A 13,597-nucleotide genomic window follows, 5' to 3' on the forward strand; every position below is an offset into this window, starting at 1 on the left:
CAAACATCAGCCCGGCGGAGCCGTCGACTCGCGGACCGTGAGCACCGGATCGGCGGTCCGGCGGTTGACCACGGTCGCCGGGTCGGCGATCGTGTCGAGCAGCACCTCGGCGGCCTGCAGGCCGAAGTCGAAGGTGTCGCGGGACAGCGCGGTCAGCGCCGGGTGCATCAGCTGGGTCAGGATCGAGTCGTCGAACGCGATGATCGACAGCTCGCCGGGCACCGAGACGCCCATCTCCATCGCCACCCCGAGCCCGGCGACCGCCATCACGTCGCTGTCGTAGACGATCGCGGTCGGCCGGTTCGGCTGGGAGAGCAGCTTGCGGGTGATCGCCGCGCCCTCCGCGTCGCTGAAGTCGGTGGTCAGCGACGGCGCGTCGAGCAGCCCGAGCCGCGGTGCCGCGTCCCGGACCGCGCGGATCCGGCGCTGCGTGTGCTGGAAGTTCGGCGTACCGGCGACGTGCGCGATCCGGCGGTGGCCGAGCGCGGCCAGGTACTCGACGATCGCCAGCATCGCGTCCCGGTCGTCGGCCCAGACCGAGGCCAGCGCACCCTTGCCGCCGCGGCCGCCGATCACCACGGCGGGCAGCTCGAGCGCCTTGAGCTCGTCGATCCGCGGGTCCTTCACGGTCAGGTCGACCAGGATCACGCCGTCCACCCGGTGCTCCGACGCCCACCGCCGGTACACCTCGATCTCGGCCGCGGTGTCCTCGACGATCAGCAGCTGCAGCGAGATCGACTCCGCGGACAGCCCGGACTGCACGCCGGACAGCAGGTGCGCGAAGAACGGCTCGACGCCCAGCGTCCGGGCCGGCCGCGCGATCACCATGCCGACCGAGTCCACCCTGGACGCGCCGAGCGCCCGGGCGGCGCTGTGCGGCCGCCAGCTCATCTGCTCGGCGATCTTCAGGATCCGTTCCCGGGTCGCGTCGCTGACCCCGGGTCGCCCGTTCAGCGCGAACGACACCGCGCCCTTCGACACCCCGGCCCTGGTCGCGATGTCCGCGATCGTCGGTCTCGCCATCGTGGTACCTCCTGCCCTTGACAGCGGATTCTACGATGTGGATAGTTCGGGAGCTATACCGGTTTATCAAATCCAGGAGATCCCATGCGTAGACGCCGTCCGGCGCTGGTGGCACTTCTTGCCGCCGCCGCCGTCACCCTCGCCGGCTGCGGCCTCGGTTCCGAGGACTCGGGCAGCAGCAGCGGCGGCGGCGCCAAGCCGACCGTGGACGCGAACGCCAAGGTGACCGGCGAGGTCAGCTTCCAGACCTGGGCGCTGAAGCCCAAGTTCACGTCGTACGTCGAGGGCGTGATCAAGGCCTTCGAGGCGAAGTACCCCGGGACCCACGTGACCTGGCTGGACCAGCCGGGCGACGGCTACGACAAGAAGGTGCTGAGCCAGGCGTCGGCCGGCCAGCTCCCCGACGTGACCAACCTGCCGCCGGACTTCGCGCTCTCGCTGGCCAAGCAGAACATGCTGCTCGACGTCGCCGCCGCGGACCCGAAGATCAAGGACGAGTACGTCGAGGGCGGCGTCCAGGCGTACGAGTACCAGGGCATGGACGGCACCTTCGGGTACCCGTGGTACCTGAACACCGACATCGACTACTGGAACGCGACCAAGTTCGCCGCGGCCGGGCTGGACGTGAAGAACCCGCCGAAGACCTTCGACGAGCTGCTCGCGGCCGCGAAGACGATGCACGACAAGACCGGCGGCAAGGAATACCTGATGAGCCGGCTGCCCGGCATCGGCGACTTCACCAACGCCGGCATCAAGATCCTGTCCGACGACGGCAAGAAGTTCGTCTTCAACACCCCCGAGGCGGCCGCGCTGCTGGACAAGTACCGCGACGCCTACAAGGCCGGGTACATGCCGCGCGACATCCTGACCAACGAGTACCTGGGCAACTCCAAGCTCTTCACCCAGGGCAAGGTCGCCTGGACCACCGGTGGCGGCAACGCGATCCAGGACTTCATGAAGGACAACCCGTCACTGAAGGGCAAGGTCGTCCCGTCGCCCGCGCTGGACACCCCGCCGCTGTACGTGCAGGGGCTGTCGGTCTCGGCGAAGACCAAGAACCAGGCCGCCGCGATCGCGCTCGCCCGGTTCGTCACGAACGCCGAGAACCAGGCCGCGTTCGCGAAGATCGTGAACATCTTCCCGTCCACCAAGGCCTCGGCCGAGGACCCGTACTTCTCGAAGTCCGACGGTACGCCGGAGAGTGACGCCAAGGTGCTCGCGTTCCAGTCGCTGGCCAAGGCGAAGAACCTGCAGCCGCCGGTGATCAGTGGCGCCACCAACGACTTCATCGGGCAGCAGATCTCGCTGGCGATATCCGGCAAGATCTCCTCGAAGGCAGCCCTCGACGCCGCGGTGGCGAAGGCCAACCAGCTGCTCACCTCCTGATGCGTTACAACCGGTGGTTCACCCCGTGGGTGCTGGTGATTCCGGCACTCACGTGGTTGCTGGTGTTCAACCTGTGGCCGTCGATCAACACCGTGATCCTGTCGTTCACGAACGCCAAGCCGATCGGCGGCGGCCACTTCGTCGGGCTGAAGAACTTCGAGACCCTGCTGCACGACGAGCAGCTGCGCTGGGCGTTGCTGAACAGCGTGATCTACATGGTGGTCTGCCTGCCGTTCCTCACGGTCCTGCCGCTGCTGCTCGCCGTACTGGTCGAGAAGAAGCTGCCCGGCATCACGTTCTTCCGTACGGCGTTCTACACGCCGGTGGTGGCGTCCGTGGTCGTGGTCGCGCTGATCTGGCAGTGGATCCTCGACGACCGCGGCCTGGTGAACGGGCTGGCCGAGAAGCTCGGGTTCATCTCCGGGCCGTTGCCGTTCCTGTCCGACCAGTGGCTGTTGTTGCTGAGCGCCATCAGCCTGACGATCTGGAAGGGGCTCGGGTACTACATGATCATCTACCTGGCCGCCCTCGGGAACGTCGGGCGTGAGCTGCACGAGGCGGCCGCGGTCGACGGCGCCTCGCCGCTGCGCCGGTTCGTGCACGTGACGATTCCGGGCGTTCGGGGAACGATGATCCTGATCTCGATCCTGATCTCGGTGTCCGCGCTGCGGGTGTTCTCGGAGCTGTTCATCCTGAGCGGCGGCAAGGGCGGCCCGGGCGGCCGGGACAACTCGGTCGTGATGCTGATCCAGCAGTACAGCCAGGGCTTCGAGGGCAACCTCGGGTACGCGTCGGCGCTGTCGATCGTGCTGTTCTTCGTCACCGTCGTACCGATGCTGGTACTGGCGCGTCTCAACCGCCGGGGAGCCGAAGCATGACGGCCGTGACCGAACGACCCGTCTCGACGCCGGCGGCCGCGCCTTCGGGGAAGCGGAGCCGTTCGTTCGGGTTCAACACGGTGTCGCCGCGGGAGAAGGTCGCGCGGTACGTGCTGCTCGTGTTCGTACTGCTGATCACGATCGGGCCGTTCCTGTGGCAGCTGTCGACGTCGCTGAAGGGGTCCGGCGAGGACATCTACACCCGGATCCCGCGGCTGCTCCCGGCGCAGCCGACGTTCGCGCACTACAAGGAGGTCACCGACACCATCCCGGTGCTGGACTACGCGCGGAACTCGCTCGTGGTCGCCGTACTGGTTGTCGGCGGCAACATCATCGGCGCGTCGCTGGCCGGGTTCGCGATCTCCCGGCTGCAGTTCCGCGGCCGCAAGATCGTGCTCGGGCTGTTCCTCGCCACGCTGGTGCTGCCGGGCGAGGTCACGATCATCTCGCAGTATGTGACGGTCCGGGAGTTCGGGCTGGCGAACACGCTGGTGGGCGTCGCGCTGCCCGGCATGATCGGCGCGCTGAACGTGCTGCTGATGTACAACGCGTTCCGCGCGTTGCCGCTGGAGGTCGATCAGGCCGCGATCGTCGACGGGGCGAACGCGTGGCAGCGGTTCGTGTACATCGGCCTGCCGTCGGTGCGCGGGACCATCAGCGTGATCGCGATCTTCGCGTTCATCGGCGCCTGGGACGACTTCCTCTGGCCGCTGATCGTGCTGACGGACCCGAACAAGTACACGCTGACCGTCGGCCTGCAGTACCTGTCCGGCACCTTCAGCAACAACCCGCGGCTGATCGCGGCCGGCACGATGATCGCGTTCATCCCGATCGTGATCGTCTTCGCCACCCTGCAACGCTTCTTCTTCAAGGGCGTCGAAGAAGGCGCCGTCAAGGGCTGAACGCGGATCGGCTCCGACCCCTGCAGTGGTCGGAGCCGATCGACGCGAACTACTTGACCAGCACGATCGAGTTGATCGGCGTCATGTTGTACGGGTCGGACGCTCCGGTCCAGCGGACGACGGCGGAGCAGCGCCCGCCCCCGGCGTCGTAGCAGACCTTGTATCCCGCGCCACCGGTCTGGTTGTTGACCAGGATCTTGTTGCCGATCACGTTCGACAGGTTGTGCGCGCCGTAGCTGTAGAAGATGTTCTTGCTGTAGATGGTGCCGTTGAGCTCACGGATGCAGACGGCCCCCGACGGACAGGCCGTCGCCGTACCCGCGGTGCTGGTCGTCGCGGCATTCGCGGTCGGTGCCATTGCCAGGCCCGTGCCCAGCGCGGCGGCCGCGATCCCAGCGGCGGTCATCGCAAACTTTCGCATCGTGTCATCCCCTCCGAGTGGTGACCTCCGGTGTGGAGGCCTACGTCGAAGGTAGGAGAGATTCGGGGCCCTGTGGGGCGTTCCGGGACCTTTTCGGCCTGAGCCGAAATGCATTGTTCAGGTCAGTCGGCCGACGGTGAAATCGAGCCAGAGCGAGACGTCGGCCGCGGTGTGGTGGCGGATCGACCAGTCGACCTGGCGGAGAGTCATGTGCGCCCAGTAGAGGCGGAGCACCTCGGGTTCGAGGACGCGCTCGAGCAATTCGTCGAACCACGTGAGGTCCTCGTCCGCCAGCCGTACGTGGGCGTCGAAGCGTAGCGTGACCAGGCCGAAGTGCCGGTCGCCGCGGCCGATGCCGTCCCAGTCGACGATGCCGGTGATGGTGCCGGCGCCGTCGACCAGCACGTTGCCGCTGTGGAAGTCCAGGTGCACCAGGTCGTCGCCGGTCATCTCGCTCGGTTCGGCGCGGCCGACCTCGTGGATCCGGCCGAGCAGCCTGCGGGTGCGTGGGTCGTACCGTTCGAGCGACTCGTGCAGGCAGAAGCCTGGGCCGCTCTCCAGTAGGTACATCGACGGCACCGGCAGGTCGGGCGCAAGCCCGGCGAACCGGTCCGCCAGCGCGATCATTGCCTCGAGCAACGTCTGGTCGAGCTTCTCCGGCGCCCGCCCCGGCAGCCGCTCCTGTACGACCCCGTCGCCCGCGAGCAGCTGATACCGCGGCACCGGCAACCCCACGGCCCGCGCCTTGTCGAGCGCCGACGCCGTACGCCGCAACTCGTCGACGCCACCGGACGCCCGCGTCAGTACGCCGTCCCGCCCGTCCGGCCAGCGCACGAACGCCGCCCCGACCTGCCCGCCGGCCGCCTGCCCGACGAACTCCAGGCCGGCGCCGGTGGTGTGGTTCACCTCGTCCAGCAGTTGCCGGGCGTCGAGCTTCGGGACCGGGGGCGGCAGCTCACTCATGTACCTGACCGTAGCGGCCGGCGGCGGATCGGCCGACCGGATATCGCGAACTTGTTCGTAACGAACATGTTCGTTATCGTGAAGTGGTGACCGAGGAACCGAGGAGCAGACGAGAGCGGCCGGCCAAGGCGGCGTTGTCGCGGCGGGCGATCGTTGCGGCGGCGGTCGAGGTGATGCGGGCCGAGGGAATGGACCGCGTGACGATGCGGCGGCTGGCGAAGGAGCTGGATACCGGTCCGGCGTCGCTGTACGTGTACTTCCGGAATACGGCGCTCCTGCACGGCGCGGTGCTCGACGACCTGCTCGCGGCGGTGGATCTGTCCGCGGTGACAGCCGCGGGTGGTTGGCGAGAGCGGATTGCGGCGGTGCTCTCGTCGTATACCCGGGTGCTGTTCGAGTACCCGAGCCTTGCGCAGTCGGCCGTGGCGGCGCGGCCGGCGGGGGAGAACTACTTGCGGCTGGTCGAGGGTCTACTGGCGTTGCTGGACGAGGGCGGTGTGCCGCCGGCGCAGGCTGCGTGGGGCGTGGATCTGCTGCTGCAGTTGGCCACCGCCACGGCTGCGGAGCATGCGGGTGGTGACGATCCGGAGGCGTGGGGTGCGGCGCGGGCGGCGCTGCTCGCGGTGCGGGCGGAGACGTATCCGCGGATCGCCGCGCTCGGCGAGGACCTGTTCAGCGGGCCGGGCGAGCAGCGGCTGGCGTGGGGGATCGACGTACTGATCAACGGGGTGCTCGGCACTCCACGGACGGGAGGTGAGTCGGCATGATCGCGATCATCGGTGCCGGGCTCGGCGGACTGATGCTGGCCCGGATTCTGCACGTCAACGGTGTCGAGGCCGTTGTCTACGAGGCGGACGCGTCGCCGGCGGCACGGACGCAGGGCGGCATGCTCGACATCCACGAGGACTCGGGCCAGGTGGCGCTGCGCGCGGCCGGGCTGTACGACGACTTCCTTCCGCTCGTGCTGCCCGGCGGCGAGGCCATGAAGGTGTACGACAAGCACGCCGTACTGCGGCATGCGGACGACGGCGGCAACGGCCGGCCCGAAGTCCACCGGAAGGCGCTGCGGGACCTGCTGATCAACAGCCTGCCCGCCGGGATGATCCGCTGGAACTCGAAGATCGACGGGCAACTGCCGGACGCGGACGTGGTCGTCGGGGCGGATGGCGCGTGGTCGAAGGTGCGGTCGCTGGTGTCGGACGCGGTCCCGCGGTACGCCGGGATCTCGTTCGCGGAGCTGGACCTGATCGATCCCGACGTACGGCATCCCGAGAGCGCGGAACTGGTCGGGGGCGGGGCGATGTTCGCGCTGTCCGACGGGCGCGGGCTGCTCGCGCACCGGGAGCCCGATCGGCTGCATGTGTACGCCGCCTACCGGGCGACCGAGTACGCGCCGATCACCGAGGCGGCGCTGGAGGACATGTTCGCCGGGTGGGACGACGCGTTGCTCCGGCTGATCCGCGACGCCGACGGCGAGCTGATCCCGCGGCCGATCCACGCGCTGCCGATCGGGCATCAGTGGAAGCCGGCACCCGGCGTCACGCTGCTCGGCGATGCGGCGCACCTGATGTCGCCGTTCGCCGGCGAGGGCGCCAACCTCGCGCTGCAGGACGCTGCCGAACTGGCTGCCGCCCTGATCGCCGGCGAGCCGCTCGCGACCTACGAGTCCGCGATGTTCGCCCGCGCCGAGCAGTCCGCGCTCGAATCGGCACAGAACCTCGAGATCTGCTTCGCGGCCGATGCCCCGACCGGTCTGGTGAATTTCTTCCGCGGTCTCTAGGGCGTGTCTCCTAATCCCCCGCCTACTGCGGGGGATTAGGAGACACGCCCTAGCTGCGCGGTCAATCAAGTTTGCGCCGTAGATACCGGGTATGCATACTCAGTATCCATGGAGAACGAGCAGGGGTTGGTGGTGCGCGACCTGACCCGGATTCACGGGGACGGCGCGCAGGCGGTGCACGCGTTGCGGGGTGTGGAGCTGGCGGTCCGGCCGGGGGAGCTGGTCGCGGTGATGGGGCCGTCGGGGTCGGGCAAGTCGACGCTGCTGACCTGCGCCGGCGGGCTCGACCGGCCGACGAGCGGGCAGGTGCTGGTCGACGGCACCGATCTGACCGCGCTGGGTGCGACCGCGGTCGCGGCGGTCCGCCGGCGGCTGATCGGGTACGTGTTCCAGGACTTCAACCTGATCCCCGCGCTGACCGCGGCCGAGAACGTCGCGCTCCCGCTGGAGCTGGACGGCGTCCGGACCCGGACCGCCCGCAAGCAGGCGCGGACCGCGCTGGCCGAGGTGGACATCGAGGACCTCGCGGACCGCTTCCCGGACGACATGTCCGGCGGCCAGCGGCAGCGGGTCGCGATCGCCCGCGCCATCGTCGGCGAACGTCGCCTGCTGCTGGCTGATGAGCCGACCGGCGCGCTCGACTCCACCACCGGGGAAGCAGTCCTCAAGTTGCTGCGCGACCGCTGTGACCAGCACGGCATCGCCGGAGTGCTCGTCACCCACGACGCACGGCACGCGGCCTGGGCGGACCGGGTCGTCTACCTGCGCGACGGTCGCGTCGACGGTCAGACGGACGCCCTGCTGGATGCGGACGTGCTGCTGTGAAGCTTCTGAACGACTGGGTGCTCGCGTTGCGCCTGGCCCGCCGTACGGCGCGGCGCACGCTGGGACGGACCCTGCTGATCGCAGCTCTTGTTGGGCTGCCTGTGCTCGCCGGTAGCTGGTTCAGCGTCGTACACCGCGCTACGCATCCCACGGGCGAGCTGTTGGCGCTAACTGTCCTCGGGTCGGCCGACGCGCAGCTGACGGTGCCGTCGGCACGCACCGACGTACGCCGAGCGCTCCCGAGCGGTTCGCAGTACGCCCGGGCGAAGTCCATGACCAGTGACATCGAGCTACGGGGCAGCGGGGCCGCCCTGAACGTCGGACTCGTCACGGGCGACTTCACGAACGCCTTGCTCGCCGGCACGTTCCGCTTGGACCAGGGGCGGATGCCTACGAAGTCCAGTGAGGTTGCGGTTTCTCCGGCGCTGGCCGAGCACCTGGGCCTCCGGCCGGGCAGTGCGATGACGGCTGCGAACGGTACGGCGTACCAAGTTGTGGGCGTTGCTCGCACGCTTGACTTCCCTAAGGCGCGACAGGTGTTCGCCCTGCCGGCAGTGGGCGACCCTGACTCGCAAGCGCAGTACCTGGTCGACCTCCCGAACGGGGTGGACACCGGGGCGCTGGCTGACCAGCTCAGTAAGCAGGGGATGACCCTTGAGACCAGGGCCGCCGTCATCGACCCGCCGGCGACACCACGCGGCCCTGTCGGTGGTGCGGCGGCGCGGGTGCTCATCGTCGGTTTCGGCGTACTGGAGCTCGTCCTGCTCGCGGGGACCGCGTTCGCGGTCGTAGCGCGCCGGCAGACCCGGGAGCTCGGTCTTGTCACCGCCGTCGGTGGTACGGCGGCCGACGTACGACGGGTCGTGCTGGCGCAGGGTCTGTACGCCGGACTACTCGGCGCGGGCGGTGGGCTCGTGATCGGCGTGGTGACCGCGCTGCTCGGGAAATCCTGGTGGGAGGACGCGACCTCGACGCTGATCGCCGGCTGGCAGATCCCGTGGCTGCAGCTGCTCGGCGTCGTCGCCGTCGGACTGGTCGCAGGGCTCGCGGCGGCGCTCGTACCGGCGATCGGCGCGGCGCGGCGACCACCGTTGGCTGCCCTGGCCGGGCGGTTCGCCGCAGTCGTGGGAGCTGTCCGGCTCCGCCGCGTCGCCCTCGTCCTGGTCGGCGCCGGGCTCGTTCTGTCCGTGATCGGCAACATCCAGCTGGCGTCCGCGCTCGACACCGCCCGGCAGGAACGCGCCGCGGCCGACCCTGCCCAGATCTCCCGGGTCGCCTCGGCCTCGCCGACCCTTCCGGTCGCGATCGTCGTCGCGGGCATCACGCTCGTCGTCGCCGGGCTGGTCTGGATGCTGCCCGCCCTGGTCGGCAAGGTCGCCGGGCGTTTCGGCAACCTGCCGTTGAGCATCCGGCTCGCGCTCCGGGACGCGTCCCGGCATCGTCACCGCACCGGCCCGGTCACCGCGGCGATCATGATCGCGGTCGCCGGTACGACGGCGCTCGCGTTCGCGGTGGTGAACCAGTCGGCGGCCAAGGCGCAGAACTACGAGCCGGCCGGGCGGATCAGGGACGCGGTCCTGCAGTTCGACGGCGACGTCCCGTACTCGGCGCAGCTCGTCGACCGGGTCCAGAGCCTGCTGCCGGTGGAGCACCGGTACGAGCTCGGCACCGTCGTACTGAACGGCACGAAGGCGACCGACGGGTACGTCGCGAACGGCAGCGTCTACTCGAGCGGCTACTCGCTGACGGCGGTCGACCCGGCGTACGTGGCGCGCTTCCTGGACTGGGGGCGGCGGGCTGCGGCGGCGCTTCGGCAGGGGAAGGTCGTCGTACCGCTGGCGGCCATGGCGCACGACGGCACGGTGAAGCTCGCGCGGGGGGACGACATCGACGGTCGCCGGACGTTCCCGTATCCGGCTGCGGTCGTGACGTCGCCGCCGCGGGTGGGGGTGCTGCCACGGTCGGCCCTGATCAGTGCTGATGCGGCCCGGCGGATCGGGACGGCGTCGGTCGACGAGGTCCACTTCAGCCTGCGGGAGGAGCCGAGTGCGGCGCAGTTGGCGGCTGTGGCGAGGCTGCTGGGACATGAGGACGTGTTGAAGGTTGAGCACGGCTACCAGAGCCCTGTGCGTAAGGCGTCGATCGGGCTGCTGCTGGCGGGGCTGGCCGCGACTCTGCTCGGTGTTGCGATGTCCGTCGCGCTGTCGATGTCAGAGGGACGTGCGGACTTTGCGACACTCGCGGCTGTCGGTGCACCGCCTCGGCTGCGGCGCGGGCTCGCGGCTGCTCAGGGTTGGTTCCTAGGGCAGCTTGGTTGTCTGCTTGGCGTCGCGGTCGGTGCGCTGTATGGGTTCACTGCGCACACGGTTGTCGGTTCACCGACCGTGGTGGTGCCGTGGGCTGTGATCGCGGGTGTTGCCGTGCTGGTGCCGTTGTTCGCTGCTGCGGTGCCGTATGCGCTGACGCGGTCGCGGTTGGAGCTGGTGCGTCGTGCCGACTGAGCAGAAGCTGGGCCGGCGTGGCTGGACGGTTCGGGTGGTCGTCGCCGTGGTCGGGATCGTGCTGCTGGTGCACGGTTCGGTGCGGGGGAGCGACGACCTGTGGCCGTTCGGGCCGATGTCGCAGTACGCGATGGTGGTCGCCGACGACGAGTCGATCGTGTTCACCCGGATCAGCGCGGTCACCGACGCCGGTACGACGGTCGACGTACCGCTGAACATCGAAGGCGCCGGGGTGGCCCGCGCCGAGATCGAGGCCCGCGCGGAGGAGATCGTGAAGAACCCGGCGCTGCTCCAGCAGGTGGCCGACGGGTGGGCGCGCAAGCATCCGGACAAGCCGCAGTACGTGACGTTGTTGCTGATCCAGGACACCACCCAACTGGTGCGCGGCCGCGTCGACGGCCCGCCGGCCCCGCGCATTCTCACCACCTGGAAGGTGCACCGATGAGCTGGTTCACGCCGCCGATCGCCCTCGGGCGGATCGCCTGGCTGCGGACGGTGCTGTACCTGTTCGTGATCCTCGACATGCACGCGTTCGTTCGGGACACGCTGCTGAAGGGCGAGCATCCCGGGCTGTACCAACCGCTGTTCCTCGCCCGGCTGTTCGACCTCCCGAAGCCGACCGTCGCGAACACGACCACGTTGTACTTCGTCCTGATCGCGGCCTGCCTCGTCGGCGCGACCAACTACTTCCCGCGGGTGGCCGGCTGGATCGTGGCGCCCGCGTTCACGTGGTGGGTGCTGATCGGGATGAGTGACGGCAAGGTCGACCACGACCACCTCGCGCTGGTGATCGCGTTGTGGGTGCTGCCGACGGTCGGCCGGGCGACGTACGGCGATCGGACCCCGTCGGAGGCGGCCGGGTGGGTGGTTCGGTGCATCCAGCTCTGCGTGATCGCGACGTACTTCCTGTCGGCGGTCGCGAAGCTCCGGAGCGGGCACTGGACGCTCGCGTGGCCGAGCAGCGCCGTACTGACCTGGGCGATCGTCCGGCGGCCGCATGCGGTCGGGGAGTTCTTGCTGCAGTACCCGTGGACGCTGCACCTGATGCAGTGGGTCGGGATCGTCGCGGAGTTCTGCTCACCGGTGATCCTGTGGCTGAAGGGGCGGTGGCAGCTGTTCGGAGCCCTGTTCTTCCTCGGGTTCCATGCGGCCACCACCGCGATCCTGCTGATCCACTTCCTGCCGACGGTGGTCTGCTGGCTGGCGTTCGCACCGTTGGAGCGGATCCGGGTCCCGCAATTGCGTAAGCGTTACTTGGCGGCGGCGGGGTAGACGGCGCCGGTGTACTTCTCGCCGGGTCCCTGGCCCGGCTCGTCCTGGATCGAGCTGGCCTCCCGGAACGCCAGCTGCAGCGAGCGCAGCCCGTCCCGCAGCGGCGCGGCGTGGTGGTGCCCGAGGGACGGGCCGGCCGCGTCCATCAGGCCGGCCAGCGAGTCGATCAGCGACCGCGCCTCGTCGAGGTCCTTGTGCTCCGGCAGGTCGGCGGCCAGGCCGAGGTTCACGGCGGCGGCGCTCATCAGGTGCAGCGCGGCGGTGGAGATGATCTCCACGGCGGGCACCTCCGCGATGTCGCGGGAAGCGGTCGCGAGCGGGTCGGGCTGCGGAGTGGCATCTGCGTCGGTCATGCTGCTACTCTTACACGGCGACCGACCTGGTCCGTTGGTGCCCCCTGAGTGGAATAGTCGGGGAGCGTCGACGGTTCAAGTCTAAGCGGAGGGCCACCTCCCACCCAGTCGATGAACAGTCGGCGGGTCCCGGTCAACGTACGGCGTACTTTCCCTTCACCGGGACGGGACGTCGTACCGCTGGGAATTGGGCCTTCGTGTGATCGCACGAGGGCCTTCGTGTTTTTCAGGAGGCTCACCGATCACGAGGTGGCACCCAGTACGAGTTCAACCCAGGAGGACCCATCACCACTGATTTGCGCGTCAACGAGCGCATCCGCGTTCCCGAGGTGCGGCTGGTCGGACCGAACGGTGAGCAGGTAGGCATCGTCCGGATCGAAGACGCACTTCGGCTGGCCCAGGAAGCCGATCTCGACCTGGTCGAGGTCGCTGCGACCGCCCGGCCTCCGGTCTGCAAGTTGATGGATTTCGGCAAGTACAAGTACGAGACCGCGCAGAAGGCGCGCGAGTCCCGCCGGAACCAGACCAACACCATCATCAAAGAGATGAAGCTGCGGCCGAAGATCGACCCGCACGACTACGAGACCAAGAAGGGTCACGTGGTGCGGTTCCTGAAGGCCGGGGACAAGGTCAAGATCACCATCATGTTCCGCGGACGTGAGCAGTCCCGGCCCGAGCTCGGGTTCCGGTTGCTGCAGCGGCTGGCCGAGGACGTGAGCGAGCTCGGCTTCGTCGAGTCCTCGCCGCGCCAGGACGGCCGGAACATGATCATGGTGCTCGGACCGCACAAGAAGAAGTCCGAGGCGCGCGTGGACGTGGAAGCCGAGAAGGCGCAGCGGAAGGCCGAGCGGGAAGCCGACGAGGAAGCGGAGCGCAAGGAACGCGCCGAGCAGGCTCAGGCTCACGAGGCCGAGCGCGCCGCCGGCGCCACCAAGAAGCCGAAGGGTCCGGCCGACAACCTCGACCCGGAGTGACGGACCGCTCCGGCCGCCGAGGTGGCCGGAGCCCGTCGTACCGATCGAGTCAACGAGAAGAAACTCAGGAGCAGAACAGCCATGCCGAAGATGAAGACCCACTCGGGGATGAAGAAGCGGGTCCGGGTCACCGGGTCGGGCAAGATCCGTCGTGAGCAGACGGGTGTCCGCCACCTCGCCGAGGCGAAGTCCTCGAAGCGCAAGCGCCGGCTGTCCGGCACCGTCGAGGTCGCCCCGTCGTACGTGAAGAAGGCCAAGAAGCTTCTCGGCATCTGAGCCCCCCACCCGAACATCCCCCGCTGTGGGCCTTGCGGTCCGT

15 protein-coding genes are annotated in these 13,597 nt (G+C 69.0%); 11 read left to right on the forward strand and 4 right to left on the reverse strand.

Features of this window, described 5'->3' with window-relative positions:
• Nucleotides 1-6 precede the first annotated feature (6 nt).
• The gene (locus ACXJJ3_RS33775) at nt 7-1,023 is read right to left on the reverse strand and encodes a LacI family DNA-binding transcriptional regulator (RefSeq protein WP_458165935.1); all 1,017 of its coding nucleotides are present in this window, start codon (nt 1,021-1,023) and stop codon (nt 7-9) included.
• A gap of 84 nt (nt 1,024-1,107) precedes the next feature.
• Between ACXJJ3_RS33775 and ACXJJ3_RS33780 the strand changes: the two genes are divergently transcribed.
• From ACXJJ3_RS33780 to ACXJJ3_RS33790, 3 genes are read left to right on the forward strand one after another with little or no spacing between them, the layout of a single operon-like run.
• Entirely contained in the window at nt 1,108-2,409 is a 1,302-nt protein-coding gene (locus tag ACXJJ3_RS33780; RefSeq protein ID WP_458165936.1) for an ABC transporter substrate-binding protein, read from the forward strand.
• On the forward strand, nt 2,409-3,287 hold the full coding sequence (locus ACXJJ3_RS33785) for a carbohydrate ABC transporter permease (protein WP_458165937.1): 879 nt from the start codon (nt 2,409-2,411) through the stop codon (nt 3,285-3,287). Before ACXJJ3_RS33780 ends, ACXJJ3_RS33785 begins: the two co-directional genes overlap by 1 nt.
• On the forward strand, nt 3,284-4,189 hold the full coding sequence (locus ACXJJ3_RS33790) for a carbohydrate ABC transporter permease (RefSeq protein WP_458165938.1): 906 nt from the start codon (nt 3,284-3,286) through the stop codon (nt 4,187-4,189). The genes ACXJJ3_RS33785 and ACXJJ3_RS33790 overlap by 4 nt, the downstream gene beginning before the upstream one ends.
• Before the next feature lie 49 nt (nt 4,190-4,238).
• On the opposite strand, the gene ACXJJ3_RS33795 is transcribed toward ACXJJ3_RS33790, so the two are convergent.
• Nucleotides 4,239-4,610: a hypothetical protein gene (locus ACXJJ3_RS33795; RefSeq protein WP_458165939.1), complete on the reverse strand. Its 372-nt coding sequence runs from the start codon at nt 4,608-4,610 to the stop codon at nt 4,239-4,241.
• Nucleotides 4,611-4,727: 117 nt separating this feature from the next.
• On the reverse strand, nt 4,728-5,573 hold the full coding sequence (locus tag ACXJJ3_RS33800) for a phosphotransferase (protein WP_458165940.1): 846 nt from the start codon (nt 5,571-5,573) through the stop codon (nt 4,728-4,730).
• A gap of 86 nt (nt 5,574-5,659) precedes the next feature.
• Between ACXJJ3_RS33800 and ACXJJ3_RS33805 the strand changes: the two genes are divergently transcribed.
• The 6 genes from ACXJJ3_RS33805 to ACXJJ3_RS33830 all read left to right on the forward strand — a co-directional run bounded on the left by ACXJJ3_RS33805 (nt 5,660) and on the right by ACXJJ3_RS33830 (nt 11,951).
• A complete protein-coding gene (locus tag ACXJJ3_RS33805; protein WP_458165941.1) occupies nt 5,660-6,340 on the forward strand; it encodes a TetR/AcrR family transcriptional regulator in 681 nt (226 codons plus the stop codon).
• The gene (locus ACXJJ3_RS33810) at nt 6,337-7,353 is read left to right on the forward strand and encodes an FAD-dependent oxidoreductase (RefSeq protein ID WP_458165942.1); all 1,017 of its coding nucleotides are present in this window, start codon (nt 6,337-6,339) and stop codon (nt 7,351-7,353) included. The genes ACXJJ3_RS33805 and ACXJJ3_RS33810 overlap by 4 nt, the downstream gene beginning before the upstream one ends.
• Nucleotides 7,354-7,461: 108 nt before the next feature.
• On the forward strand, nt 7,462-8,178 hold the full coding sequence (locus ACXJJ3_RS33815; protein ID WP_458165943.1) for an ABC transporter ATP-binding protein: 717 nt from the start codon (nt 7,462-7,464) through the stop codon (nt 8,176-8,178).
• Nucleotides 8,175-10,679, forward strand: coding sequence for an FtsX-like permease family protein (locus ACXJJ3_RS33820; RefSeq protein WP_458165945.1), 2,505 nt, complete (start codon nt 8,175-8,177; stop codon nt 10,677-10,679). The genes ACXJJ3_RS33815 and ACXJJ3_RS33820 overlap by 4 nt, the downstream gene beginning before the upstream one ends.
• Complete coding sequence (locus tag ACXJJ3_RS33825; RefSeq protein ID WP_458165946.1) at nt 10,669-11,124, forward strand: hypothetical protein; 456 nt, start codon at nt 10,669-10,671, stop codon at nt 11,122-11,124. The genes ACXJJ3_RS33820 and ACXJJ3_RS33825 overlap by 11 nt, the downstream gene beginning before the upstream one ends.
• Nucleotides 11,121-11,951, forward strand: coding sequence for a hypothetical protein (locus ACXJJ3_RS33830; RefSeq protein ID WP_458165947.1), 831 nt, complete (start codon nt 11,121-11,123; stop codon nt 11,949-11,951). Before ACXJJ3_RS33825 ends, ACXJJ3_RS33830 begins: the two co-directional genes overlap by 4 nt.
• On the opposite strand, the gene ACXJJ3_RS33835 is transcribed toward ACXJJ3_RS33830, so the two are convergent.
• Entirely contained in the window at nt 11,930-12,304 is a 375-nt protein-coding gene (locus tag ACXJJ3_RS33835; protein WP_458165948.1) for a DUF1844 domain-containing protein, read from the reverse strand. The genes ACXJJ3_RS33830 and ACXJJ3_RS33835 overlap by 22 nt on opposite strands.
• Before the next feature lie 296 nt (nt 12,305-12,600).
• Here ACXJJ3_RS33835 and infC point away from each other — a divergent pair, with 296 nt between their 5' ends.
• Both infC and rpmI read left to right on the forward strand, forming a co-directional pair.
• Nucleotides 12,601-13,278 carry a translation initiation factor IF-3 gene (gene infC, locus ACXJJ3_RS33840; protein ID WP_458165949.1) on the forward strand — a complete coding sequence of 226 codons (678 nt, stop codon included), beginning with the start codon at nt 12,601-12,603 and terminating at the stop codon, nt 13,276-13,278.
• Nucleotides 13,279-13,359: 81 nt separating this feature from the next.
• Nucleotides 13,360-13,554 carry a 50S ribosomal protein L35 gene (gene rpmI / locus ACXJJ3_RS33845; protein ID WP_344180008.1) on the forward strand — a complete coding sequence of 65 codons (195 nt, stop codon included), beginning with the start codon at nt 13,360-13,362 and terminating at the stop codon, nt 13,552-13,554.
• Nucleotides 13,555-13,597: the final 43 nt, after the last annotated feature.

This window comes from Kribbella sp. WER1, from assembly GCF_054189145.1.